Below are 25,024 nucleotides of genomic sequence, written 5' to 3' on the forward strand. Positions count from 1 at the left end.
ATGTCTGACCGACTACCTCCGCTTCAAATCCAGGTAGACAGTGAATACGTTGAGGCTCAATCTGAGCCTCAAACGGATCACTATCTGTTTAAATACACGGTACTGATGGAAAATCGCAGTGAGCAGTTCCTCACGCTAACCCATCGCCACTGGAAAATTACCGACGGCCACGGCAAAACCAGCGAAGTCAGCGGTGAAGGGGTGGTAGGTCAAACTCCAAAACTGGCTCCAGGCGAGATCTTTCAATACAGCAGTTCGGTTGCTTTATCCACGCCCATTGGTAGCATGCAAGGCTTCTATACGCTGTTAAGCGATGACGGTCAGGTACTGCAAAGTCCAATCGCCCGCTTCCGTCTACTCAACCCTCGGAGCTTGCACTGATATGGCCAACTACTTTGTTGGCGATATTCAAGGATGTTACGACGAACTGTGCCGCTTGATGGAGCAAGTCAAGTTTGATCCGAGCGTTGACGTACTTTGGTCTACCGGTGATCTGGTATCTCGAGGCCCAGGCTCTCTACAGGTACTGCAGCTATTTCGCCAACTCGGCGATGCCGGTAAAACCGTTCTGGGAAATCATGACCTGCATCTGTTTGCAGTTCATGGTGGCTTTAAACGCACCCGCCCTAAAGACCGCCAACAGGAGATGCTGGAATCCCCAGAACTGGATGATCTGATCCTCTGGTTAAGAAAGCAGCCGCTCTATTATCACTTTCCCGAACACAAGCTCCTGATGACCCATGCGGGTGTCCATCCTAACTGGAGCCTAGAGCAAGTCATCACCCAAGGGGACGACCTAAGCGCGAGACTGCAGCAACCAGATTACATGGATTTCATCAAGCAGATGTATGGCACTAAGCCTGATCGCTGGGATCCAAACGGCGATCGCAACCACCGCAATACCTACACGGTGAACAGCTTAACCCGCATGCGGTTGCTGCATCCAAATCTGGATATGGACTTTCTTTCCAAGTGTGGCGGCATCAAAGGTGACGGTGAATTGATGCCCTGGTTTAGCTTTGATCACCCGCTGCTCGACGAGTACCGCATCGTTTTTGGTCACTGGGCAGCACTCATGGGGCGAACCACTCACCCCAATGCCATCGCCTTGGATACCGGCGTTTGCTGGGGCAATTGGCTGACTTTCTGGCGATTGGAAGACAATTGTCGCTTTGTCCATCACGCGGACAGAGTTTGGGGCTAAATCTAAGTTAATTAGCATTTTAGCAACAAGATAACTAACTACTGCAAAATCACACAGGTGTTGATATTATGGCGACACTGGGGGCGTTACACGTTAAGGATAAAAACAATTATGAACATCACCGTCTCGCTGAGGGTATTAGGCGGCTTTACCATAGTCACACTGCTGTTGTTGGTGATTGGTGGCCTATCACTTACCAGCATCAATACCGTAGAAACCCACACCCGGGTGTTTCAAAGCTTCTCCGTACCAGCTAAAGATTCACTCAATACCCTAACTCTTAACCTCAGCAATCAGTTCATCAACGTTCAGTCGGCCTACACCACCGCCTCCGACAATCAACTGAACCAGCTTGAAGCCGAGCTTAATGATCAAGGCTCCGCATTCCAGCAACAGACCAACTCACTGAAGCAGTTACTCTCCTCTCGAGATGATTTTCAGATAAACCCTCAAAGCCTCTCCGAATACCAACAGTTCACCGCCTCTTGGCAAGATTTGCTAAGTCATAAACGAGACCTTAACCGCAATCGCGACTCTCTAAAGGAGTCTCTCACCGCCATAGAAGATGCCGGTGATGATGCGGGCAGCATCCTGCTGGACATCATGGATCTTGAGCTCTCCGAAAATCGTACCGAACAGATGATGGCTGGCGAAGCCAACAATATGGATACCGAAGTCGCCAACGCCGTGGCCATCGCCATGGAGCTTTCCGGCGTAAGTAGCATCAAAGAACTCAATGTAATTCAGCAAGAGTCTGATTTCCTGCTTCGCAGCATCCGCTTCCGCCTTGAAGACCTGTCTAAAAAGGCAGTCGAAGTTGGCCAACAAGATCTTATCGATGAGCTGAGCAGCTACCTAACGCCACTGCTGGATCAGTTTGAAGGCAGCAATGGCCTAATCCAAAAGCAGCAGCAAGCGATCACTCTGCAGCAGCAGATCGATCAAGCCTTTACTACCAGTAAGCAAAGCTATGGCTTAATCATCGAAGGCAACAATACGCTGCAACAGCAGCTGGCAACACTGAATACCGAGACTGGAAATCTGGCCATCAGCTCTCTGGATTCCACTCGAACCCAAACCTGGGCAGTGATGCTGGCATCGGTTCTGTTTGCCACCTTCATCAGCGTGGTCACTCGCCGCTCTATCACTCAGCCACTGGACCACATCAATGAAGGGCTGTCGATTCTTGCCCAGGGCGACCTCACTCAACGGCTAACTTTGAATAATCGCGATGAGTTTGGCCGCGTCGCCAAGAACATTAACGCGCTGTCCGATAGCCTTCGTACCCTGATCGCCTCCATTTTGGAACGCGCAGATCAGCTGGCTGCCGCCGCGGAAGAGACCTCCGCCGTTACCGCCCAAACCACCTCAGGCATTCAGGAACAGTCCAGCCAGATTGAGCAGGTGGCTAATGCCACCACCGAGCTGTCCAGCTCCGCCAATGAGGTAGCGACCAACGCCAACGACGCCTTAGGTGAAACTCAACAGGCCAATGAAGAAACTCAGCAGGCCAAAGCACTGTCGGAAAACAATGGCCTGTTGATCCAAACTCTGGCTCAAGAGGTGGAACGTGCCGCTCAAGTGATCAACAAACTGAATAGTGACACCGCAGCTATCGGCGGCATTCTGGATGTGATTCGTGGCGTAGCAGAGCAAACCAATCTGCTGGCGCTAAACGCAGCCATTGAGGCAGCACGAGCCGGCGAGCAAGGTCGTGGCTTTGCGGTGGTTGCCGATGAGGTACGCTCTCTGGCTTCCCGTACTCAGCAATCCACTACTGAAATTCAGCAGATGATCGAGATGGTGCAAGCCAGCGCCAAAGAGGCTGAGCAGGTGATGCAGAACAGCCAAGAGCAAGCTCAGCGCAGCGTAACCACCACAGAAGAAGCGAACCAAGCCCTGGAAGCGATCACCCAGTCGGTGGCACAGGTGGTGTCAGCAGCCAACCAGATCTCTCAGGCGGCCAGCGAGCAGAATCGGGTATCGCAGACCATCTCCGAGAACCTAGAGCAAATTGCGACCATCTCCGAGCAAACCTCGTCCGGTGCTGTGCAGACCGCATCCTCGAGCCAGCAGGTAGCTCAACTGGCTGAAGAGCTCCAACATCAGGTTCGTGAGTTCAAGGTGTAGCGCTAGCTACAAGATAAAGAAAAGGCGCCGAAAGGCGCCTTTTTTATGCTGAACTCAATCAGATTGAAGTATCAGTTACCAATTATCCGCCAATACGCTTTTGAATCTCACCTGCGGTTGCGCTGGCGCCATGGCCATTGGCACTGGCCCACTCCAGCAAACTCATGCCATCACCTTCCTTCTCTTGCAGTTGCGTAACGGACAGTTTCTTAACCAAGAAAACGCCCACGCCATCGGCATTATTGGTCATGGCTGAACGCACCATGGATTCGCCGTTGCACTTCACGCCGCTATAGATGGCGCGAACTTTAACTCGAGATTCTTTTAGCTTTTTACGTAACCGGCTTTTGTTGTCTGCCTGAACGTACTGGCAGATATTTGCAATTAACTGTTCGTTTGCGTTAACGGGCTGGCTGAAAATCGCTCCCATTACCAATGCTACCGCTGCGGCTGAACAGATCATTCCCTTCATTTGGCTACTCCTTGTCGCACTTAGTTGTTGTTATTTTTAGTTAACCTTTACCTAACAGCGACAGGATACAGCATGACCTAAAGTTTTTAAAACCTAGAACAGGCCTGCAACATGATTGTAATCAATTCTATTTATCGACCTTGACGTTGGAGGGTAACAAAGGTGAGCTCACAGCTATTACCATCGCCGATGGCAAGGGTTTCTCGCTCTAATTCCTGCCATTGATACTGACTGTAATCGGGAAATTGAGTGTCACCGGCAACGTGCAGGTCTGCCAAGGTCAAATAGAGACGATCTGCATGGGGCAGCATCGCTTGGTACAACTGACCACCACCGATGATCATCACCTCAGCTTCGTCAGCCAGCAGCGCCAATGCAGCATCAATGCTGGTTACCACTGACACACCTTCAATCTGAAGATCGGGCTGACGACTGATCACCACATTGTGACGTCCAGGAAGTGGCCGACCAATGGATTCATAGGTTTTCCGTCCCATCACCACAGGTTTGCCCATGGTCACCGCTTTAAAGTGCTTCAGATCCGCCGGCAGATGCCAAGGCATCTGATTACCTTGACCAATAATTCGATTGTGTGCCATACAGGCAATCAGTGATAGACGCATGTCCCTATAACCTAAATAACTGAACGGGTTCGAAATAATAACAAGCTTGGCATCGCCAAACCCACACTCAAGGCACCAAGAATAAAGATGGTCTTCAAGCCGTTGTAGATAACCGGCTGCAGTGTTTCAAAGGTCACTCCGACCACGCTCATCTCCACCAAACCGATCACGGTATTGAAGGCGAAGGTACCGGGGATCATGGGAATGATCGCGGCCACCCCAAACAGCAGCATTGGCGCCAGCGAGCGCCTAGCCCAATAGGTCGACAACGATCCCACGAGCACCGCCGCGGCAAACGTCGCCCACTCAATGGGCAATCCCATCTTTAAACAGAGCGCACGGCAAATATAGCCGCAGGCCCCAGCCAACCCACAGCGCCACAGAAAGCGACCGGGAATATTGAACACCATGGCAAAACCGATGGCTGGAATGGCGGCGATTACGCCCTTAAACAACATCAACATCATAACCAGCCCAGCCCCGTTAACTGCATCGCCATGGTGATCCCGATGGCCGCAGCCACCGTCATCAAGGTTGCCTGTCCCCAGCGAGCCAAGCCCACGTTATAGTGGCCTTTCACCATGTCGGTAATGGCATTGAGTAGCGGAAAGCCCGGCACCAACATCAGCACCGCAGCCGCCATGGCGATATCAGCATGGGGAGTTGGCCAAGCCATGGCGCAAAATCGCGCCACCAAGGTGGTAACAAAGGCGGTGGCCGTCCAATTAAGGAGTACATTGAAATGGCGCTGCGCCAGCTGTTGACGCAAGATCATGCCGGTACTGGCGGCAATGGCGGCGATCAAGACCGAAAATAGATCGGCACCAAGCAGGTAAGCGAAACTGCCACAGGAAGGGCCAATCATCGCCACCACTTTCCAGTTATCCCAGCGCCAAGGCTTCAACTTATCAAGGCGAGCTTTCAGACCTTGCTGATCAATCAGCCCTTTCTCAAGCATCACGCACAAACGCAACACCTCGCACACCATGGACATATTGATGCCATGATCGCGAATGCGCCTAGTGGTGGTGACACAGCGATCGCCATGTCTGGTGGAAAGAACCAAAGAATTTGAGGAGATAGACAGCTCGACACTGTCAGCACCTAGGGCTTGACCGAATCGCTGCCCGACGTCTTCAACCATCTCACTGTCGGCCCCCCAGGCCAACATGAGCTGCGCTCCCGTTACGGCAATTCGGGTAATACCATGTTGTTCGCTGAGCTCCATGACCCTATTCCCACAATAGAAAAAAGGGGCAAAAAGCCCCTCTATTTATCTCTTTGTTATCTTTGGTAGATGATCTCGACGTCGTAATCGTCGTCGTCCCAATCATCCCAGTCGTCGTCATCGTCTTCAACGACCGCTTGTTCCATTTGCTGCTTGTGGTGATGCTCCCACTTAAAGGACACCTCATCTTCAGCAACCTGCTCTTCCTCTTCTTGAGGCAGAGCATTAATCATCTCCATCAACTCTTGAACCAGAGGGCCGGTTCCATCACGAGAGATGGCGCTGATTGTACGAACTTCGCCTTCCCAGCCTAACCCATCTACGATGGATTTCACCAGCGCTTCTCGCTCCTCTTCCAGTACCAAATCCAATTTATTCAGTACCAGTACACGAGGCTTCTCAGCCAGCTTTGGAGAATATTGCTCAAGCTCACCGATGATCGCTTTCGCGCCTTCCACAGGATCGCTCTCATCAATTGGCGCCACATCGATCAGATGCACCAATACACGACAACGTTCAAGGTGCTTAAGGAAGCGAACACCCAAGCCAGCCCCATCCGCAGCACCTTCGATCAGGCCTGGAATATCGGCAATCACAAAGCTCTCGGAAGCGTTTGCACGAACCACACCCAGATTCGGAACCAGAGTGGTAAACGGATAATCAGCCACTTTTGGCTTGGCAGCAGAAACAGCGCGAATAAAAGTAGATTTGCCAGCGTTTGGCAGACCCAACATACCCACATCAGCCAGCAGCATCAGCTCAAGCTTTAGCTCACGGTGCTCACCAGGTGTGCCGAGAGTTTTCTGACGCGGAGTACGGTTTACTGAGCTCTTAAAACGGGTATTACCAAGGCCGTGATAACCACCTTTACCTACCAATAGCTTCTGACCGTGTTTGGTCAAATCGCCAATCAGCTCATCGGTCTCGGCATCACGAGCTCGGGTTCCCACCGGCACAGACAACACTTTGTCTTCACCACGGCGACCAGTACAGTTAGCGCTCTTACCATTAGTACCGCGCTCGGCACGGTGACAACGCTCAAAGCGATAATCGATAAGGGTATTCAAGTTCTCATCGGCAATCAGAAATACGTCACCGCCATCGCCACCGTCACCGCCATCAGGACCACCCTTTGGGATGTACTTCTCACGGCGAAAACTCACGACGCCGCTGCCGCCGTCACCGGCTTCAACCCGGATCTTCACCTCATCTACAAATTTCATCGCTTTTACCCGCTCGGAAAAACTGTGCTCTAGTATACCAAGGGATCGACCGCCTAGCCCAAAATTGGCAACGACCTATGCCTTGGTACACTTTCTCATTTTGTGCGCCTCTCTGACGCAAAAAGCCCCGCCATTGGCGGGGCTTCGTATTCGATCGGTTTCGAATTACTCGGCTTCGATGCTTACGAACTTACGGTTCTGCTTGCCTTTCACTTCGAACTTCACTTTACCGTCTGCAGTAGCAAACAGAGTGTGATCTTTACCGATGCCTACGTTGGTACCCGCGTGGAACTTAGTACCACGTTGACGAACGATGATGTTACCTGCTAGTACAGATTCACCACCGAAACGCTTAACACCAAGACGTTTGCTTTCTGAATCGCGGCCGTTACGAGTAGAACCGCCAGCTTTTTTGTGTGCCATTTCTCAGTAACTCCTGATTAAGCGTTGATGCCAGTGATTTTAACTTCAGTGAACCACTGACGGTGGCCCATCTGCTTACGATGGTGCTTACGACGACGGAACTTAACGATTTTAACTTTATCGCCACGACCGTGAGTCACAACTTCAGCAACAACTTTGCTGCCATCAACGTAAGGAACACCAACCTTTACGTCTTCGCCGTTAGCTACCAGAAGAACTTTATCAAATTCGATGGTGCTGCCGGTTTCAACGTCTAGCTTCTCCAGACGTAGAGTCTGGCCTTCGCTAACACGGTGCTGCTTACCACCGCTTTGGAATACCGCGTACATAGTAAAACTCCGCTTCACACGCCGACCGCGCCTTTGGGGTCAGGGTGTGGCTTAAAACTTGTTGACAATGGCCGGGCATTCTACGCCAAGGACACAAAACAGGCAAGTACTAGTATTAAAAAGATCGCAAAAGGATCGGGGTATTCTGAATATCCCCTTAATCAATCTATAAATGCTGCTGTTATGACAGTGAAATTTGGGTAGAATTCGCTTCCATACTGACCACATTATACTTGTTGCTGACCATTATGGGCAGCCTAGAATCGGATTAATTATGGACCTTAATGCCATCCGCCAGTTAGCCGACGCTGATATGAAGCTGGTAAACCAGACCATTTATGAGCAATTGCACTCAGACGTGGTGCTGATCAACCAGCTGTCGTTTTACATCATCAACGGCGGCGGCAAACGCATGCGCCCTCTGCTGACATTACTGGCAGCACAGGCTTTGGGCTACCAAGGGGACAACCACATCCGCCTGGCAGCCATCATCGAGTTCATCCATACCTCGACCTTGCTACACGATGACGTTGTGGATGAGTCCACCATGCGCCGTGGTCGTGAAACCGCCAACGCCCTGTTTGGCAACCAAGCGTCGGTACTGGTTGGTGACTTCCTCTATACCCGCTCTTTCCAGATGATGACTGAGCTAAAAAGCCAGAAAGTCCTAGAGGGCCTAGCGGAAGCCACTAACGTGTTGGCCGAAGGGGAAGTGATGCAGTTGATGAACTGCAACGATCCCGACACCAGCGAAGAAGACTACATGCAGGTGATCTACTGTAAGACCGCCAAGCTGTTCGAAGCCGCAACCGGCCTAACCGCCGTAGTGGCTGAGCAGGACGACGCCACCATTGCCGCCCTAAGCGATTATGGCCGTTATCTGGGCACCGCGTTCCAGTTGGTGGATGACGTACTGGATTACACCGCCGAAGCCGCCGAGTTGGGTAAAAACATCGGTGACGATCTGGCCGAAGGTAAGCCAACACTGCCGCTTATCTACACCATGGCCAAAGGGAACGACGAAGAGAAAGCGATGATTCGCGCCGCCATCGAAAACGGCGGCACTGAAGAGATTGAGCCAATCCTCAAAGCGCTGAACCATTGTGGAGCCTTGGATTACACCATGGATCGCGCCAACGAAGAGGCCGACAAAGCCATCGCCGCACTGGCTCCTCTGGCAGACAGCCCAGCGAAAACGGCATTGGAGTCGCTGGCTCGCATCGCCGTGGATCGCACTCACTAAAGGATCCAACAGGATCAAAAAAGGCCTCATTCGAGGCCTTTTTTATTGGCTAGAGAGGAACGACTTACGCGTTCACAAACTCCTCACCTTTAGTGATGTCACCAATCAGGGTGTCCATCATGTCGGCAACCGCCTGCTTCTCAAATGCGCTCAGCTCACCGTAGGACTGAACTTCGGCCACGCCCTCTTTGCCCAGCAGCACTGGCTGTGCGAAGAAACGGCTGTGCTCGCCATCGCCTTCCACGTAAGCGCACTCAACCACACCCTGCTCACCCTGAAGGCCACGAACCAGCGCAGTACCAAAACGGCACGCCGCTTGAGCCATAGACAGAGTTGCACTGCCGCCACCAGCTTTAGCTTCAACCACTTCGGTACCGGCGTTTTGAATGCGGTGAGTCAGGCTAGTAACCTCTTCGTCGGTGAAGGTAACATCTTCAACCTGTGACAGCAGCGGCAAAATGGTTACGCCACTGTGGCCGCCAATCACGTTGATCTTCACTTCATCAGTCTGCAAGCCTTTGGCTTCGGCGATGAAAGTCTCAGAACGGATAACGTCCAGAGTAGTAACACCGAACAAACGGCGCTTGTCATAAACACCGGCGTTCTTCAGCACTTCGGCTGCGATAGCAACGGTGGTATTAACTGGGTTAGTGATCACGCCAATGCAAGCGGTAGGGCACACTTGTGCACATTTGCCCACTAGATTACGAATGATACCCGCGTTGATGTTAAACAGATCAGAGCGGTCCATACCCGGCTTACGCGCTACGCCAGCAGAGATCAGCACTACGTCAGCCCCTTCCAACGCAGGGGTTGGATCTTCGCCGGCAAAACCGGTGGCTTTAACGCCAGTAGGGATGTGACTGATGTCAGCGGCAACGCCTGGGGTCACTGGGGCAATGTCATACAGTGCCAGATCGCTACCTTTAGGCAGGTTCAACTTCAACAACAACGCCAGGGCTTGTCCAATACCCCCGGCCGCACCGAGTACAGCTACTTTCATGGTGTTCTCCATCTATCCTTGGATGTGACTTGGATCTCATTTGGAATTCGTGCCCACAATACCGAAATCACATTTTTAAAGCAATTTTACCAATGGCTTATTAAGCACCACGATTTGCCTGTTTGAGCTCAGTTAGGCAAAATAACTGCATCTGTTTCTAGAAAGAGCAATCCGATGAAGTCGAGCCGCAACCAGGATGAGTTGATCCGCGTATTTAAATCCCTGTTGAAAGAGGAACGTTTTGGTTCCCAAGGGGAGATTGTGACCGCACTGCAAAATGCGGGCTTTAGCAGCATCAACCAATCCAAGGTCTCGCGGATGCTCAGCAAATTTGGCGCAGTACGTACCCGCAATGCCAAACAGGAGATGGTCTACTGCCTACCCGCAGAACTTGGGGTTCCCACCGCCACCAGCCCACTGAAAAACCTCGTTTTGGATGTGGATCATAACGGCGCCATGATCGTGGTGAAAGCCAGCCCAGGTGCTGCGCAGCTGATTGCCCGTTTGCTGGACTCCATCGGCAAGCCAGAAGGGATCTTAGGCACCATCGCCGGCGATGACACCATCTTCATCGCACCGACTAAGGCCGACAACATCGAGCACGCACTGGAAACCGTCAAAGACCTGTTTAACTACAAAGGTTAAACAATACCCACAGCCCCAGCGCTGTGCAGGCGTTGTGGTTTTCTGATAACAAAACGGCCCGCAGTTTGCGGGCCGTTTTATTAAGTCAGTTTTGACGCCATTAACCAGCGGCGTTTTCCATGTAATCCAGTGATGGCGCAAAGTACGCGGAACCGGTTACCGCTTGAGTGAAGTCAAGCAGATGATCGTAATGGCCATGACCATCGCCGAAGATCATCGACTTCAATTGTGCCTCAAAGTGAGCCGGGGTTTTGCAGCAGCTGATGAAGAACAAGCCTTGCTCATTCATGTCACCATAAGGCATCGACTGGCGCAGAATCTCCATCGATTTGCCATCGGCATCCTTAAGGTTGGTGCGCTTAATATGGCAGGTCAGCGGTTTGTCTTCGCTGGCGTACTCGATGTTCTCAATCTTAGTACGACCAATGGTGTCTTCCTGCTGCTTCTGGCTGATCTTAGCCCAGCGCTGCATCTGGTGCTGATAACGCTGGGTATGGATGTAGCTACCGCCAATAAACAGCTCATCCTCGGCGCCCACCAACGCCACTTCTCGGCGATGGCTGCCCTGAGGGTTCTCGGTACCATCGACGAAGCCGGTCAGATCGCGGTTATCCAGATAACGGAAACTGCGCACCTCTTCCACCAGCTGCACTAGGCCCGTCAGTCGCTGACACACTTCCATGGCGGCGATGTGGTTGATGTCCAAACGGTCAGAGCGAATATGAACGAAGATATCCACCGGCTGTACTGGCGCGGTACGATCTTCGCTTTCAAAGGCAGGGAAAGGACGTAACTGCGCTGGGCGAGAGTCTGGGTAGAGCTCATCCCAATAGTTAGCACCAATGGCCACGAAGCCATTGAAGGCGCAATCGGCATTCTGATCCACGGAGGCCTGAAGCCAAGCCGCAATTTCAGCCAGCACTTTACGCAAGGTCGGCTCTGCCTGCTCCTCGGCGTTAAACATCAGATAAAGACCGTGCAGGTTCCCCTCTGCACATACACCGGCTTGCTCCCGCGGCATGACCTTCCCTTTTTCCATCATAATTTCATCCAACTCACTTAAGATGCATAAAGATTTCGGTATTTTGCAATAGTCGACGTCATTTAGTTTTGTCCTACTTCATAAAACACCAACGCCAGAGTACAAAAATTCAAAAAAAAGCGCCCCTAATAAGGGGCGCTTCGTGTCTTAACGACTTTAGAAATCAGTTCGTGCCCTTCACAGTGACAAACTCAGGATAGGCATCAATGCCACAATCTGCGATGTCCATGCCGCGGTACTCTTCCTCTTCGGTCACGCGGATGCCCATGGTGACCTTAAGGATGAACCAAACCGCGAGGCTGGTTGTGAATACCCAACCGAAGATGATGGCCGCGCCCAGCGCCTGAGTACCAAAGCTCGCATCGCCGTTCGACAGCGGCACCGCCATCAAACCAAACAGCCCACATACACCATGTACGGAGATGGCACCCACTGGATCATCCAACTTCACTTTGTCCATGGCAACGATGGAGAACACCACCAAACCACCACTCACTAGGCCAATCACGCCAGCTAACATCAGCGACGGTGACAGAGGATCCGCAGTGATCGCCACCAAACCAGCCAAGGCGCCGTTTAGAATCATGGTTAGGTCGGCCTTGCCCCACATCAACTTACACACAATCAGCGCGGCAATGGCACCAAAGGCAGCGGCGGAGTTGGTATTCACAAAGATCTTAGCCACCGCAGAGGCATTTTCTGCATCGGAAACCAGAAGCTGCGAGCCACCGTTAAAGCCGAACCAGCCCAGCCACAGGATAAAGGTACCCAAGGTCGCCATCGGCATGTTGGAGCCTGGGATAGGATTGACGCTGCCATCGGCACCGTATTTGCCCTTACGGGCACCAAGGAGGAGCACTCCGGCGATTGCTGCAGCCGCACCGGCCATGTGAACGATGCCAGAACCAGCAAAGTCAACAAAACCCAATTCAGAAACAAAGCCACCCCCCCAGGTCCAATATCCCTCAACTGGATAGATAAAGCCGGTAAGGACAACAGCAAACGCCAAGAACGCCCATAACTTCATACGCTCAGCCACAGCACCGGAGACGATGGACATCGCCGTTGCCACAAACACCACCTGGAAGAAGAAATCCGATTCCAAGGCATGGTCTGCATCCGCAGCTTGAGTGCCAATAAGACTGCCAAAGCTTGGCAAAAAGCCCGCTTCCGCGTTGTCTACGTACATGATGTTGTATCCCACCAGTAGGTACATCACACAGGCGATGGCATACAAACAGATGTTTTTAGTCAGAATTTCAGTGGTGTTTTTGGAGCGGACGAGGCCAGCTTCCAGCATGGCGAACCCCGCCGCCATCCACATCACCAAAGCACCGGACATCAAGAAATAGAAGGTATCCAGAGCGAAACGTAACTCGGTTACCGTGGTACCTAATTTTGCTAACTCTTCCATGGTTGGCTCCTTAAATCGCTTCTGAATCCATCTCGCCGGTACGGATACGCACCGCCCGCTCGAGGTCATATACAAAGATCTTGCCGTCACCGATCTTGCCGGTGTGAGCCGCCTGCGAAATCACCTCAATCAGATGTTCAACCTTGTCGGCCGCGGTGGCGATCTCCAGTTTTACCTTGGGCAGAAAATCCACCTGATACTCGGCGCCGCGATACAGTTCCGTATGCCCTTTCTGACGACCGAAGCCTTTGACTTCGGTAACGGTTAATCCCTCAACTCCAATGCCGGCGATCGCTTCTCGCACATCGTCCAGCTTGAACGGCTTAATAATGACGCTGATCAGTTTCATTCTGCTCTCCCTCAATTCATCGGCTTGCTCTATACCAATCAAGGGCTGTGCCAAAAAAATAAAACCATTAAATTCATTAAGTTATGTAAGAAAGCAGAAATGAGTGACTAGAAATGCACAAAAATAGAACAAAAATTCAACTGCTGCGCACCATGTTGGTGCGCACCCTAAAACCATACCTCTTAAGATATAACCGCCTCACAAGGCTCCCACTCTCGCTCAATAACACTTGAACCTTGAAGCGCTCTACCGCTAGGCTGATTCCATAACTTTTTGATTAACGTCGCTATGCCTAAGAAAAGCCTCACCACAACTCTGCTGTCACTCATCCTGTCTGTGGTTACTCTGGTCAGTGGCCTTGCGGCGCTGTCTTTGGTCACCCTGAACTACAGCGTGGATGACGCCAAAGCGATCAACGCCTCGGGCTCGCTGCGCATGCGCTCCTATCAACTGGTGTTCTACACCAACTCAGAGAGTGAGCTGCTACGTGAAAAAGTGACGGAATTTGAGGAAATTCTGGCCTCTAAAGAGCTAATGAAAGCCAAGGCGTGGTACAACCCCAAGCGCACCCACGATCAGTACGACACCGTGGTCGCTCGCTGGAAAGAGATGCAGAATTTCGCCCTCAATGGCAACAGCCGCAAGTACGTCAACAACGTCAAACCCTTCGTTGCCGAGATCGATCAGTTGGTTGACCAACTGGAAAGTCAGGCTGAAAATAAGATTTTGCTGCTGCTGGCCATGCAGATTATCGGCGTTATCGCCATTCTCGGAGTCGGCGCAACCATGCTACGAATGGTTCGCCGCCGTGTTCTTGAGCCTCTGCACAAATTGGAGGTGGCGGCGACCTCCATCTCGCACCGAGATTTTCAGGTGGATCTGCCCCGCAGTGATTTCCATGAACTGCAAACCCTAAGCGACACCTTTAAACAGACCGCCAGCGAACTGGAAGGGCTATACCACAACCTAGAGCAACAGGTGGCCGAAAAAACTCAGGCGCTAGCACAAGCTAACTCCGGTCTGACCTTCCTGTATCAAAGCTCACTGTGGTTCCACCGAGATCGGTTGAGCGTTGAAAACCTCACCAAGTCCCTTGCCGACCTGCAATCTCACACCCTAGCCAACGGCGTCAGGCTAGAGTGCGAAGAGCGACCAGATCTGGACGTCGCCTTGGGCGATCTCGACGGTCAGTGCACCACTGAGAGGCTGGTATTTGAAAACCAAGAACTGGGAACCCTGGAGGTATACGGCCACAAGCCTCTGCCAGGCAACATGCTCCACAACTACGCCATCATCGTTGCCCGGGGCATTTTGCTGGATCGCGCCAGCAGCCAGCGGGAGCTACTGTCACTGATGGAGGAGCGGGGCATCATCGCCCGAGAACTCCACGACTCCATGGGACAGGTGCTGGCCTACATGAAGATTCAAACCTCTCTGCTCAAGCGAGCCATCGACGCCGACAACATCAATCTTCGCGACCAAGCGCTCAACGAGCTGACCTCCGGCACCAACCAAGCGTACCAACAACTGCGTGAGCTACTGGGCACCTTCCGCCTCACCATCGCCGAAAAAGATCTGGAACTCAGCCTTGAGCAGATGCTAGAGCAACTTCAAGGCCGCACTCAGGCTAAGCTGAAACTGCAATACGACATGCTGCCACCGCCGCTTACCGGCCAGCAGCACGTGCACCTGCTGCAGCTCTGCCGAGAAGCGGTCATCAATGCCATTAAACACTCCCAGGCTGACGCCATCACGCTCAAGGCAGAGAACCTCAATGAAGAACTGCAGTTCTCCATTAGCGATACAGGCGTCGGCATTGCCAACCTCAAAGACCGAGACAATCATTACGGAATTGGTATCATGCATGAGCGAGCTCACAAATTGGGGGGACGCTTGGACTTCTGCGACAACCCCGACGGTGGCCTGTGCGTGAAACTGACCTTTAATCCAACCGAGGAATCCTTGCATGAATGACATCTGGAGCGTGATGGTCGTCGATGACCACCCACTGCTGCGACGCGGTATCTGCCAACTGTTGGAACTGGACCCCCGCTACGAACTGTTTGCGGAAGTGGGCTCAGGCGTCGACGCACTGGACGCCACCGCCAAAGAGGAACCGGACCTCATTCTGCTGGATCTGAATATGAAGGGGATGTCCGGCCTAGACACCCTCAAAGCCCTGCGTCAGGAGAAGGTTACTAGCCACGTGGTGATCCTGACGGTTTCTGATGCCGCCGACGACGTTCGCGCACTGATTCAAGCCGGAGCCGACGGTTACCTCCTGAAAGATTCCGAGCCGGATCTGCTGCTGGATCAGGTTGAGCAGGTCATTCGTGGCCAACAGGTGATCACCGAACGCTTACAAGAATACCTGCTGGAGCGCGGCGCACCGCAAGTCGATTGGCTGGATGAACTGACGCCCAGAGAGCAAGAGATCGCCAAATTAATCTCCCAAGGAATGAGCAATCGTCTGCTGGCCGAGAAACTGTTTATCAGTGAAGGGACGGTCAAGGTGCATGTGAAAAATCTGCTGCGCAAAACCGATTGCCGCTCTCGCGTAGAACTGGCAGTGAAAGTTCTGCAGAGCTGATACACCTGTCTGGATTGGACTCTGCGGTAACTGCAGAGTCCCCCAACGCCATTAAAAAGTGCGGCGACGGCCGGTGCCGATGAAACGCTGCCAGCTTTCCAGCAACTGGATCAAGTCTTCCAAGCCGCAACTGGACAGGCTCTCTTCATCATAGAGCTCCACGTCAGGATCCAGCTCGTACTCCTGCTCGCTAGCAAGAGCATTGGCTTGCAGCTCAACCTCCCCTTTTTCCACCGTCAACACCCACTCGCCCAGCTGCCACTGCCGAGTCTCAATGCTGGTTTGCAGCGCTTGAACCTGCACCAATAGCTCAGAAACAGCCTGAGCTTCAGCCAGCTCTTCGGTGAGCAACCGACCAAAGGCTTCATGGCCCATCGACAGCTGCGCAAGGCGACCACCGGTTAGATCGGATTTGAACTCATATTCCATATCAGGGTCTTAGTTAAAATAGAAAGCGCGACATTGTACTTGAATCTTCGCCGATATCACTCAAGGGAATGCAACTAAAAACGCATTCCACTATCATAGACAGCTTATCGCTTAAGAGTAATGATTCATGCAAGATTTAGAACAACGGGTGAGTGAGCTGGAAGCCAAACTGGCCTTTCAGGATGAGGCGGTTGAAAGCCTAAACGACACCATCGTCGAGCTCAACGAGCGCATTTTAATGCAGCAACGCCAGATCAAGCAGCTGGCTGACAAACTGCTGACCCTGCCGAGCAGTCAGATTGCAACGCAGGCCGAAGAAACACCGCCACCTCACTACTAAGAAGGGCTCTCAATGCGACTGGGTTGGATACTGTTTGCTGTTTTTTGGCTAAGTGGGTGTGCCGCAGGTAATCTGTTTCAGCCCTACCCGGTCAAGCTAAACGAAGTAAAAACTCAATTAAACCAAGGTTCGGCTCAAGCCATGGTACCGCTGGAATCCGGCTTAAGCGGCGCGGATTCTCTGTTGTATGCGCAAGAAGCGGGTCGAGTGGCCCTACTCGACGGCCAGTTTGATAATAGCCAAAACCTGTTTGATCAAGCCATTACCGAATACCAGCGTCGTGACTGGACCGCCATCATTAGCGCCAGCGAGCTCGGCTCCCAAGCGGCCGCCAGTACGGTGTCTGAGTTATTGGTTCCTTACCACGGCCAAGCCTACGAGCGCATCTTGGTGCACCAGTACCAAAGCCTCAATTACCTGTTTCAAGGTGACATCACCGGGGCCAACGTTGAGGCTCGCCGAGCCGAAGAGGCGCAAAAACTGGCTCTGCAGGCCTACCAAGATCAGCCCAGCGTACGCCAGATGAACAACGCCAATGTCGACTCTGAACTGGCGCGCATGTCATCCCAAACGCCCAATGCCCTAAACTCTTTTCTCAACAGCTATACCCTAGTTCAAAACGCGGTGCTGTTTGAAGCTCAAGGAGAGGACAACGACGCGCTGATCGACATCCGTAAAGCGCTGCAAGCCTACCCGAAGAATATCTATCTGCAGCAGGCGTTTGTTCGTTTGAGCTGTGAACTCAGCATTGACTGCGACAAAGCCACTCAGCGCTATGGTAAACCTAAACCCTTACCGAAAGGTCAAGGCCGAGTGGTGGCTCTAGTGGAAACCGGTTATGTGCCTGCTAAGCAAGCCTTTACCTTGCCACTGGTGATCGACGGTTACTACCAGCAACTGTCGATGCCCACCTATCGCAATCTGGGGCCAAATCGGAGCAACGTCAGCCTATCCCTAATGGGCAGCCACAATTACCATGGTGAAGCGGGTCTGATTGGCGACATCGACCAACTGGCCAGCCGCTCGCTGCAGGAGCAATATCCAGGCATATTACTTCGCCAAGGACTGCGCATCGCCGCCAAGGCGGGCACCAACCAGTGGGCCGACAAAAAGGGTGGCGAGCTAGGTAGCGTGGCGATGCAACTGTTTAATGCCGTCACCGAGCAGGCGGATCGTCGCAGCTGGCTGACGCTGCCAAAGCAAGCTTGGTGGTGGCCACAATCCGCAGAGCCGGGCACATACCAATTCCGAGTTGAGGGCAGCACCGCTAAGGTGCAAGTTCTCGAAGGCAAAACCACCTTAGTGTGGGCCGCCCAAACGGGCAATCAATACCGAATCCATTCCGTCATTTTGTAACAAGAGGAAACCTATATGAAATCGATCTCCATGGTGGCGGCAGTGGCCGCAGTAGCCTTACTTGCAGGCTGCCAATCCAAGGTAGAATACCAGGATCCAGGTGAAGTGGAAACCGTTACCGTTGAGTTTGGTTCCTCGGATCTGCAAGCCGTCGCCGAAAAGATGGTGGACTCCATGCTGACCACCCCATCGGTAATGATGCTGACCGCCAACAACAGCCGCCCTGTGGTATTTGTTGACCGCATCAAAAACAAAACCTCTGAGCACATCGATACCGAATCGATCACCGACAGCATCAGCACCAAGCTGCTGCGCAGCGGCCAGTTCCGCTTCGTTGATATGACCAAGGTTGATAGCGTGCGTAAGCAGTTGGACTTCCAAAACTCTGGCGGTCTGGTGAACCCAGCCACCGCGATCCAGTTTGGCCGTCAAATTGGTGCTCAGTACATGTTGTACGGCAACCTATCTAGCATCGTTAAGCAAGATGGCAGCACCAAAGACGTTTACTACAAGATGACCATGCGTTTGATGGATCTGGAATCTGGCCTGATTGAATGGGCGGATGAGAAAGAGATTCGCAAGCAGAAGTCTAAGTCGTTCTTAGGCCTATAAGCCTAAAGTCGACGCCAGCTGAAAACACGCCGCAATTGCGGCGTGTTTCGTTTTAGGGGCTTTGTTTACGGGCTGAGGCAATGCTCAGTCAGGATTGAATACCCCGATCACCTCGCCGCCGCCAGCCTGTTTCTCAGCAGGTGCCTCGGCTTGACGCTGCTGATGGCCGCAATCAACGCACTCCATCACCTCAACGCCATTTTCCATAAACAGCATGATGCTGTCTTCCACCTGACATTTTGGGCAGCGGGCACCGGCAATAAAACGCTTTTTGGTCTCCATCTCTGGACTCTCCTGACCGCCAGCGGTGTGGTACACTGCCGGCACTGTAATTCCAATCTTATCGGTCATGATAACCCTAAATCAGGTACAACTCATCCGTGGCAGCAAACGCCTGCTGGATAACGCCTCCCTAACCATCTACCCTGGCCACAAAGTGGCGCTCGTGGGTGCCAACGGCTGCGGTAAATCCAGCCTGCTGTCTCTGCTTCTGGAACAGGTCACGCCAGACGCCGGTGACATGAATCTCCCCAAAGGTTGGCGCATCGCCACCGTGGATCAGGAAACTCCGGCCTTGTCGGTCAGCGCTCTGGACTACGTACTCGATGGCGACCGCCACTATCGCGCATTAGAAACCGCCTTAGTCGAAGCCCAAACCTCTGGGGAAGGCAAGGCCATTGCCGCTAGCCACGATGCCTTTGAGGCCTACCACGGCTATCAGATTCCCGCTCGCGCCGCCGAGCTGCTGAACGGATTGGGCTTTGATCAGCAAGCTCAGGGCAAAGCGGTTAAGGCCTTCTCTGGTGGCTGGCGCATGCGTCTCAACTTGGCTCGTGCGCTATTGGTGCCATCTGACTTGTTGCTGTTGGATGAGCCCACCAACCACTTGGATCTGGACACCCTGATCTGGCTGGAGACTTGGCTAAAGCGCTATCAAGGTACCTTGGTGCTGATCAGTCACGACCGGGACTTTCTGGATCAAGTGGCCGAAGAGGTGGTGCACATTGAACACCAGCGCCTCAACCACTACAAAGGCAACTACAGCCAGTTCGAGCGCCAACGAGCCGAACACTTGGCACAGCAGCAGGCTCAGTTTGAGAAGCAGCAGCGCCAAAAGGCACACATGCAAGCCTTCGTGGATCGCTTCCGCTACAAGGCCAGCAAAGCCAAGCAGGCCCAAAGCCGATTAAAGGCGCTCGAGAAGATGCAAGAGCTGGCGCCACTGATGGCACAGAACCAGTTCAAAATTGAGTTCCGTGAACCTGACGCCCTCCCCAACCCGTTGGTGCAGATGGATCAGGTACAAGGTGGCTATGGCGACGTAACGGTTCTGGAACAGATCAAGCTGAATCTGGTGCCCGGAAGCCGCATCGGATTGCTGGGGCGCAACGGCGCCGGTAAGTCCACACTGATCAAGATGCTCGCTGGCGAACTGACTCCCATGGGTGGCGAACTGTTTACCAACCCAGCACTGAAGATCGGCTACTTTGCTCAGCATCAACTGGAAACTCTGCACCCAGAGCAGACACCGCTTCAACACCTGACTTTGCTGGCAAAAGAGGCCACCGAACAGCAACTGCGTGATTATCTGGGCGGCTTTGGTTTCAGTGGCGATAAAGCCCTAGAGAAAGTTGCCCCGTTCTCCGGCGGCGAAAAGGCGCGCTTGGTGTTGGCGCTGCTGATCTGGCAACGTCCTAACCTACTACTGCTCGATGAACCAACCAACCACCTCGATCTGGAGCTGCGTGAAGCACTGACATTGGCACTGCAGCAGTTTGAAGGCGCCATGGTGGTGGTATCTCACGATCGCCACCTGCTTCGTGCGACCTGCAGTGAATTTTATCTGGTTGATCAGGGACGCGTTGGCAACTTCGAGGGCGATCTAGAAGACTACTACCGTTGGTTAATGCAGCAAAATCGCAGCATAGAGGAAACCAACGACGCCCCCAGCCAATCTGAACAGAAAAAAAATCGCAAGCGACAAGAGGCAGAACTTCGTCAAAAGCTGTCCCCTCTCAGAAAAAAGGAAACTGCGCTCGATAAACAGATGGCAAAGTTGCAAACTAGGTTAGCGGTCATTGAAGAGACCCTAGCGGAGAGTCGCCTTTATACTGACGAGAATAAATCCGAACTGACACAACTACTGCAAGAACGAGGCGATATTCAATCCAGCTTAGAAGAGCTGGAGATGGATTGGCTGGAGATCCAAGAACAGATCGAAACCATCCGAAGCGCCGCCGAGGAGCAATAATACGATGATAAGCCATGACCAATTATGGCAATTTGGAGATCAAATCTGGCAGCACCAAGATGCCAAAGATCTGTGCCTGCAGCTGCAGGATGATTACGAAATAGATCCCAACTTACTGCTACTGGCCATTCTGATGGAACACGAGCATCAGTTTTTGACGGCCAGTAAATTTACCGTTCTCAAACAAGCCAAAGACGAGTGGGAAGAGCGCATGGTCGGCCCCTACCGCCAACTTAGGAAGCTGGCTAAAACCAGTCTGCCCAAGGAGAGCTACCAGCAGATGCTGGAAGTTGAACTGGTGATGGAGAAGCGCAGTCAACGCTTGATGGTAAAAGCCCTACAACACCTTCCTATCGAAAGCGAAGGCGATAACCTCACCGCCTGCCTTGCAGCCCACGGCCTAGAGAGCTGCGCTCTGCCTTCTGATCTTTTGGGGCAGTTGTCTGCTCTGTTTGATCTGGCCAGCCAGTTGTTGTCTCCGGCTCAAGAAGCCAGCTAAACGCACCTCTTAGACAGTGCGTCTGCGGCTAAGGATGGCCGCTGCTCCGACCAAACCTTCACCTCCCGCACAAAAGCTGCACTTCTGAGTACGATTCGGTATCCTTAGTTTTTCCAACAGGTAGCACGGATCGCAGTACATGAACTCTCCCTTTCGTCCAAGCCGATGGTGGCGTAACCCTCACCTTCAAACGATCTGGCCACTGCTGGTTAAGCCTAAAGCAGTGCCCCTAAATCGACAGCGTCTCGAGCTGGCCGATGGCGACTTTGTGGATCTGGACTGGCTGGAAGGCGATCTGCACAGCCCCAGCATTGTGGTGATTCTCCACGGTTTAGAGGGCAATGCAGACTCCCATTATGTACGGCGAATGCTCCGAGCGCTCTATGCTCACAAGCAACCTGCGGTGGTGGTACATCAGCGCAGCTGCAGTGGGGAGCTCAACCGTCTGCCCCGCAGCTATCACAGCGGTGAAACCGATGATCTAAGCCAAGTGTTGGATCAAATCAAGCAGCAGCATCCAGACAAACAACTGCACGCGGTGGGTTACTCCCTTGGCGGCAATGTGTTGTGTAAATATCTAGGAGAAACTGGAGAGGCCAGCCTAATCGATGCGGGCGTATCCATCTCTCCACCACTGGATCTGGCGGCATGCGCTAAGCGCATGGAACGTGGCTTTTCCCGCGTGTATCAGCACTACCTACTGAAGAAATTACGCCGTAAGACCCAGCAAAAGCTGGCCAGCAATCAAGCCAAGGACCTGCCGTTAACTCGCGATGATTGCCAACAGCTTCGCACCTTCTATCAATTCGATGACAAAGTCACCGCCCCCATGCATGGATTTGAATCAGCACAGGATTACTACCTCAAAAGCAGCGGCAAGCCCTTCCTGCAACATGCGAGAAAACCATTGCTGGTGATCCACTCCGCCGACGACCCCTTCATGACGCAAGCGGTGGTACCAGAGCCCAGAAAACTGGCGCCCTCGGTGACATTTGAGCTCAGTCCTTTTGGTGGCCATGTGGGCTTTATTCTCGGCGGTCCCCTGTGGCGGCCACGGTTTTATATCGAACAGAGAGTCCTAAAATTCTTTAAATAAAACCGATAAATACCCAACTAAAACGCCAATCTGCACCTACACTAAAACTTCAGCCTAGCGAAGGAGTGTTAGATGAAGTCAGTGGCGTTTTGGGTCACATTAGTGTGTAGCGCTGCCAGCCAAGCAAGTGGCGATGGCAATCAATATTGGGGCGATGGCCCCATGCAGCTCAGATCCCAATCGCCAGTAAAATCCCTGGTGCTCACTCCCATATTTCGCCCCGCGGATTACCAGCATCAAACGACTCAACTCTACACCAGCGTGTATGGCGCCAGTATCTATGCCATCGATGACGAATACACCTTGGACTACTACACCGTTGAGTACCGCATTGGCGGCAGTTGGCGGCCATCTCCTAATTGGCTGATTGGCGTTTCCTTTGCCAACCGCACCACCGACGACGCTCATCTGGATCAAATCAGCCTGTCATTTCACAAACTGTTCGGCATCGACCAGAATGGTCGAGATAAGATCCCCAAACACCGCAGCTATGTCAGTATCCCTAAAGCGGGAATTGAGGAGGAGGATTTCTCTGACCGCTCCATCGGCCATCAATATGAGCTCTCCATCGGCCGGCAGCTGTATCACCACCATCGACACTGGCTCAGTACCACCCTTGTGGCCGCCTATCAGGATGACGAGAATCCCCGCCAGGGCGAACCATGGGATTTTAGTTGGCAGCTGGATTATCAATACGCTTGGCGACAAAAAGCGCTCTATCTCATGCTGGGCTACAGCTACAGCGGTGCCGATGACCTTTTCACTCTGGGCATCGAGCCTCGCCTCTGGCACTGGGGCATCGGTTATCGCCACCGCTTTGCCGATCGCCATCAATGGCTACTTGAATACAGCATCACTGAAGGGGGGTTGGAGCAACTGGATGAGTTCACCAATGCGGTCAACGAGATCAACCTAGGTTATCGCTATCTTGGTCGCCAATGGACCTTTGAAGGGGTTATCATGGAGAACATCAAATATCCGGACAACAGCGCTGACTTTGCGTTGGTGGCCACCATAAAGTACCGTTTCTAGGATCAGAGAATTCCCCATGTTAATTGCATACGATGACCTGAAATCCAGTCTTTCTAAGCCCGCCCTTGAAGGGCTAATGAAAGAATACTTGCTGCGTCAGATTGGTGATGAAGGTTTCGATGAAACCAGCACCGACGCCCTGGAGAAAGCACTGCCTCAGGTCGAACTTGCCCTCAAGCGTGGTGAGCTAGTGGTGGAATACAGTGAAGAGACCGAGTCGGTCGCCATCCGTCACCATCAGCAGGTGGCAGTTGAGCTTTAAACCCAAAGGCCAGCCACTGACACTTGACCTACGGGGGCCTAGGCCCATATAACAGAATAAACACTCGGCGAAAGGCGAAGGATATGTCAGCCAAGCACCCCATCATTGCGGTTACCGGTAGCTCCGGCGCCGGCACCACCACCACCACCAAAGCGTTCAAGCACGTCTTCCGCAAACTCGGAGTCGAAGCGGCCTTAGTGGAGGGAGACAGCTTCCATCGCTACACTCGAGCTGAGATGGAACTCGCCATTCGAAAAGCTCGAGAAGAGAATCAGAGCATCAGTTATTTTGGCCCCGATGCCAACGATTTTGGGGCACTGGCTAACCTGTTTGAAACCTATGGCCAAACCGGCCAAGGGGAGGTTCGCCGTTACCTGCATACCTTCGATGAAGCGGTGCCCTTTAATCAGATGCCTGGTACCTTCACCCCATATCAACCTCTGCCTGACGATACCGATCTGCTCTATTACGAAGGGCTGCATGGCGGGGTGGTTACCGACGATGCCAACGTCGCGGAAAAGGTAGATCTGCTCATCGGCATGGTGCCCATCGTCAATCTGGAGTGGATACAAAAGATCATCCGTGACACCGGCGATCGTGGCCACAGCCGTCAGAAGGTGATGGGCAGCATCGTCCGCTCCATGGACGATTATGTGAATCACATGACGCCACAATTCTCGCGCACTCACATCAATTTTCAGCGAGTTCCCACCGTCGACACCTCCAACCCATTCAGTGCCAAGGACATTCCTAGCGATGACGAAAGCTTTGTAGTGATCCGATTCCGTGGCGTGAAAGATGTCGATTTCAGTCATTACTTGCAGATGATTCAAGGCAGCTTTATGTCCCGAATCGATACCTTGGTGGTGCCTGGAGGGAAAATGGGGTTGGCCATGGAGCTTATTTTAACTCCGGTGATTAAGAAATTGATTCAACAACGGAAACAGACCTTGATCACCGAACAGTTTGAACTGGGGATGCCGCCTAACACCCCATAATCGAGCAAAATGTTAACTGGGTAACAAAATTCAGCAAACCCTAAGAAAACACTCCCTTGAATTTTGTTTCGAACGTGATTCGGATCAACAATTTGGCGGAAATATTATTCCGAAAGGAGTAAGCTGGAAACGTAAAAGCTGACAATGTTAAATCGATCCGAGTTTTTTTTTCGCTCGATATGAAAAACTTCGATCGCCGTCATGGTGCTTTAGACTAGACCAATTTAACAT

General features: G+C 52.5%; 29 protein-coding genes. 16 read left to right on the forward strand and 13 right to left on the reverse strand.

Annotated features, from left to right (window positions below; translation table 11 throughout):
* The 3 genes from apaG (at nt 1) to FCL42_RS18170 (ending at nt 3,334) form a co-directional block, all read left to right on the forward strand.
* Entirely contained in the window at nt 1-381 is a 381-nt protein-coding gene (apaG, locus tag FCL42_RS18160; protein WP_136864854.1) for a Co2+/Mg2+ efflux protein ApaG, read from the forward strand.
* 1 nt (nt 382) lies between these two features.
* A complete protein-coding gene (locus FCL42_RS18165; RefSeq protein WP_136864855.1) occupies nt 383-1,204 on the forward strand; it encodes a symmetrical bis(5'-nucleosyl)-tetraphosphatase in 822 nt (273 codons plus the stop codon).
* 111 nt (nt 1,205-1,315) lie between these two features.
* The gene (locus tag FCL42_RS18170) at nt 1,316-3,334 is read left to right on the forward strand and encodes a methyl-accepting chemotaxis protein (protein WP_136864856.1); all 2,019 of its coding nucleotides are present in this window, start codon (nt 1,316-1,318) and stop codon (nt 3,332-3,334) included.
* 82 nt (nt 3,335-3,416) lie between these two features.
* Here FCL42_RS18170 and FCL42_RS18175 read toward each other — a convergent pair whose 3' ends face one another.
* The 7 genes from FCL42_RS18175 to rplU form a co-directional block, all read right to left on the reverse strand.
* Complete coding sequence (locus FCL42_RS18175; RefSeq protein WP_136864857.1) at nt 3,417-3,806, reverse strand: DUF3718 domain-containing protein; 390 nt, start codon at nt 3,804-3,806, stop codon at nt 3,417-3,419.
* Nucleotides 3,807-3,937: 131 nt separating this feature from the next.
* On the reverse strand, nt 3,938-4,429 hold the full coding sequence (gene folA / locus FCL42_RS18180) for a type 3 dihydrofolate reductase (RefSeq protein WP_136864858.1): 492 nt from the start codon (nt 4,427-4,429) through the stop codon (nt 3,938-3,940).
* Nucleotides 4,430-4,440: 11 nt separating this feature from the next.
* Nucleotides 4,441-4,896, reverse strand: a complete 456-nt coding sequence (locus tag FCL42_RS18185; protein WP_136864859.1) for a threonine/serine exporter family protein — start codon at nt 4,894-4,896, stop codon at nt 4,441-4,443.
* Entirely contained in the window at nt 4,893-5,657 is a 765-nt protein-coding gene (locus tag FCL42_RS18190; protein WP_136864860.1) for a threonine/serine exporter family protein, read from the reverse strand. The genes FCL42_RS18185 and FCL42_RS18190 overlap by 4 nt, the downstream gene beginning before the upstream one ends.
* A 56-nt stretch (nt 5,658-5,713) precedes the next feature.
* Nucleotides 5,714-6,880, reverse strand: a complete 1,167-nt coding sequence (cgtA, locus tag FCL42_RS18195; RefSeq protein WP_136864861.1) for an Obg family GTPase CgtA — start codon at nt 6,878-6,880, stop codon at nt 5,714-5,716.
* A 165-nt stretch (nt 6,881-7,045) separates the two neighbouring features.
* Nucleotides 7,046-7,303 carry a 50S ribosomal protein L27 gene (gene rpmA / locus FCL42_RS18200; RefSeq protein ID WP_028112845.1) on the reverse strand — a complete coding sequence of 86 codons (258 nt, stop codon included), beginning with the start codon at nt 7,301-7,303 and terminating at the stop codon, nt 7,046-7,048.
* Nucleotides 7,304-7,320: 17 nt separating this feature from the next.
* Nucleotides 7,321-7,632: a 50S ribosomal protein L21 gene (rplU, locus tag FCL42_RS18205; protein WP_136864862.1), complete on the reverse strand. Its 312-nt coding sequence runs from the start codon at nt 7,630-7,632 to the stop codon at nt 7,321-7,323.
* Nucleotides 7,633-7,906: 274 nt separating this feature from the next.
* On the opposite strand from rplU, the gene ispB reads away from it, so the two are divergent.
* Complete coding sequence (ispB, locus tag FCL42_RS18210; protein WP_136864863.1) at nt 7,907-8,875, forward strand: octaprenyl diphosphate synthase; 969 nt, start codon at nt 7,907-7,909, stop codon at nt 8,873-8,875.
* A 64-nt stretch (nt 8,876-8,939) separates the two neighbouring features.
* Here ispB and mdh read toward each other — a convergent pair whose 3' ends face one another.
* A complete protein-coding gene (gene mdh / locus FCL42_RS18215) occupies nt 8,940-9,878 on the reverse strand; it encodes a malate dehydrogenase (protein ID WP_136864864.1) in 939 nt (312 codons plus the stop codon).
* 174 nt (nt 9,879-10,052) lie between these two features.
* On the opposite strand from mdh, the gene argR reads away from it, so the two are divergent.
* Nucleotides 10,053-10,523: a transcriptional regulator ArgR gene (argR, locus tag FCL42_RS18220; protein ID WP_136864865.1), complete on the forward strand. Its 471-nt coding sequence runs from the start codon at nt 10,053-10,055 to the stop codon at nt 10,521-10,523.
* Nucleotides 10,524-10,623: 100 nt separating this feature from the next.
* On the opposite strand, the gene FCL42_RS18225 is transcribed toward argR, so the two are convergent.
* The 3 genes from FCL42_RS18225 to glnK form a co-directional block, all read right to left on the reverse strand.
* Nucleotides 10,624-11,565, reverse strand: a complete 942-nt coding sequence (locus tag FCL42_RS18225; protein ID WP_229359909.1) for a Dyp-type peroxidase — start codon at nt 11,563-11,565, stop codon at nt 10,624-10,626.
* A 163-nt stretch (nt 11,566-11,728) separates the two neighbouring features.
* Nucleotides 11,729-12,979 (reverse strand): ammonium transporter, encoded by a 1,251-nt coding sequence (locus FCL42_RS18230; RefSeq protein ID WP_136864866.1) that lies wholly within the window; start codon nt 12,977-12,979, stop codon nt 11,729-11,731.
* A 10-nt stretch (nt 12,980-12,989) separates the two neighbouring features.
* On the reverse strand, nt 12,990-13,328 hold the full coding sequence (gene glnK, locus FCL42_RS18235; protein WP_136864867.1) for a P-II family nitrogen regulator: 339 nt from the start codon (nt 13,326-13,328) through the stop codon (nt 12,990-12,992).
* Between the two features lie 288 nt (nt 13,329-13,616).
* Between glnK and narQ the strand changes: the two genes are divergently transcribed.
* The gene (gene narQ, locus FCL42_RS18240) at nt 13,617-15,302 is read left to right on the forward strand and encodes a nitrate/nitrite two-component system sensor histidine kinase NarQ (protein WP_136864868.1); all 1,686 of its coding nucleotides are present in this window, start codon (nt 13,617-13,619) and stop codon (nt 15,300-15,302) included.
* The gene (locus FCL42_RS18245; protein ID WP_136864869.1) at nt 15,295-15,918 is read left to right on the forward strand and encodes a response regulator; all 624 of its coding nucleotides are present in this window, start codon (nt 15,295-15,297) and stop codon (nt 15,916-15,918) included. Before narQ ends, FCL42_RS18245 begins: the two co-directional genes overlap by 8 nt.
* 51 nt (nt 15,919-15,969) lie before the next feature.
* On the opposite strand, the gene FCL42_RS18250 is transcribed toward FCL42_RS18245, so the two are convergent.
* Nucleotides 15,970-16,347, reverse strand: coding sequence for a YacL family protein (locus tag FCL42_RS18250; protein ID WP_136864870.1), 378 nt, complete (start codon nt 16,345-16,347; stop codon nt 15,970-15,972).
* 127 nt (nt 16,348-16,474) lie between these two features.
* Here FCL42_RS18250 and FCL42_RS18255 point away from each other — a divergent pair, with 127 nt between their 5' ends.
* The 3 genes from FCL42_RS18255 to lpoB are packed head-to-tail and all read left to right on the forward strand — an operon-like array spanning nt 16,475 to nt 18,655.
* Complete coding sequence (locus FCL42_RS18255; RefSeq protein ID WP_136864871.1) at nt 16,475-16,687, forward strand: SlyX family protein; 213 nt, start codon at nt 16,475-16,477, stop codon at nt 16,685-16,687.
* Nucleotides 16,688-16,699: 12 nt separating this feature from the next.
* Entirely contained in the window at nt 16,700-18,043 is a 1,344-nt protein-coding gene (locus FCL42_RS18260; protein ID WP_136864872.1) for a COG3014 family protein, read from the forward strand.
* A 15-nt stretch (nt 18,044-18,058) separates the two neighbouring features.
* Entirely contained in the window at nt 18,059-18,655 is a 597-nt protein-coding gene (gene lpoB / locus FCL42_RS18265) for a penicillin-binding protein activator LpoB (protein WP_136864873.1), read from the forward strand.
* An 84-nt stretch (nt 18,656-18,739) separates the two neighbouring features.
* Here the strand turns inward: lpoB and FCL42_RS18270 are convergent, their stop codons facing one another.
* Nucleotides 18,740-18,937: a YheV family putative zinc ribbon protein gene (locus FCL42_RS18270; protein ID WP_136864900.1), complete on the reverse strand. Its 198-nt coding sequence runs from the start codon at nt 18,935-18,937 to the stop codon at nt 18,740-18,742.
* 67 nt (nt 18,938-19,004) lie between these two features.
* On the opposite strand from FCL42_RS18270, the gene FCL42_RS18275 reads away from it, so the two are divergent.
* The 6 genes from FCL42_RS18275 (at nt 19,005) to FCL42_RS18300 (ending at nt 24,793) form a co-directional block, all read left to right on the forward strand.
* Nucleotides 19,005-20,906 carry an ATP-binding cassette domain-containing protein gene (locus tag FCL42_RS18275; RefSeq protein ID WP_136864874.1) on the forward strand — a complete coding sequence of 634 codons (1,902 nt, stop codon included), beginning with the start codon at nt 19,005-19,007 and terminating at the stop codon, nt 20,904-20,906.
* Between the two features lie 4 nt (nt 20,907-20,910).
* Nucleotides 20,911-21,405, forward strand: a complete 495-nt coding sequence (locus FCL42_RS18280) for a TIGR02444 family protein (RefSeq protein WP_136864875.1) — start codon at nt 20,911-20,913, stop codon at nt 21,403-21,405.
* A gap of 139 nt (nt 21,406-21,544) precedes the next feature.
* Complete coding sequence (locus tag FCL42_RS18285; RefSeq protein WP_136864876.1) at nt 21,545-22,501, forward strand: hydrolase; 957 nt, start codon at nt 21,545-21,547, stop codon at nt 22,499-22,501.
* A gap of 72 nt (nt 22,502-22,573) precedes the next feature.
* A complete protein-coding gene (locus FCL42_RS18290) occupies nt 22,574-23,533 on the forward strand; it encodes a DUF3187 family protein (protein ID WP_136864877.1) in 960 nt (319 codons plus the stop codon).
* Between the two features lie 16 nt (nt 23,534-23,549).
* On the forward strand, nt 23,550-23,795 hold the full coding sequence (locus tag FCL42_RS18295; protein ID WP_136864878.1) for a YheU family protein: 246 nt from the start codon (nt 23,550-23,552) through the stop codon (nt 23,793-23,795).
* Nucleotides 23,796-23,878: 83 nt separating this feature from the next.
* Entirely contained in the window at nt 23,879-24,793 is a 915-nt protein-coding gene (locus FCL42_RS18300) for a phosphoribulokinase (protein WP_136864879.1), read from the forward strand.
* Nucleotides 24,794-25,024: the final 231 nt, after the last annotated feature.

Origin of the sequence: Ferrimonas aestuarii, assembly GCF_005116665.1 — a bacterium.
In the GTDB taxonomy this organism is placed as follows: domain Bacteria; phylum Pseudomonadota; class Gammaproteobacteria; order Enterobacterales; family Shewanellaceae; genus Ferrimonas; species Ferrimonas aestuarii.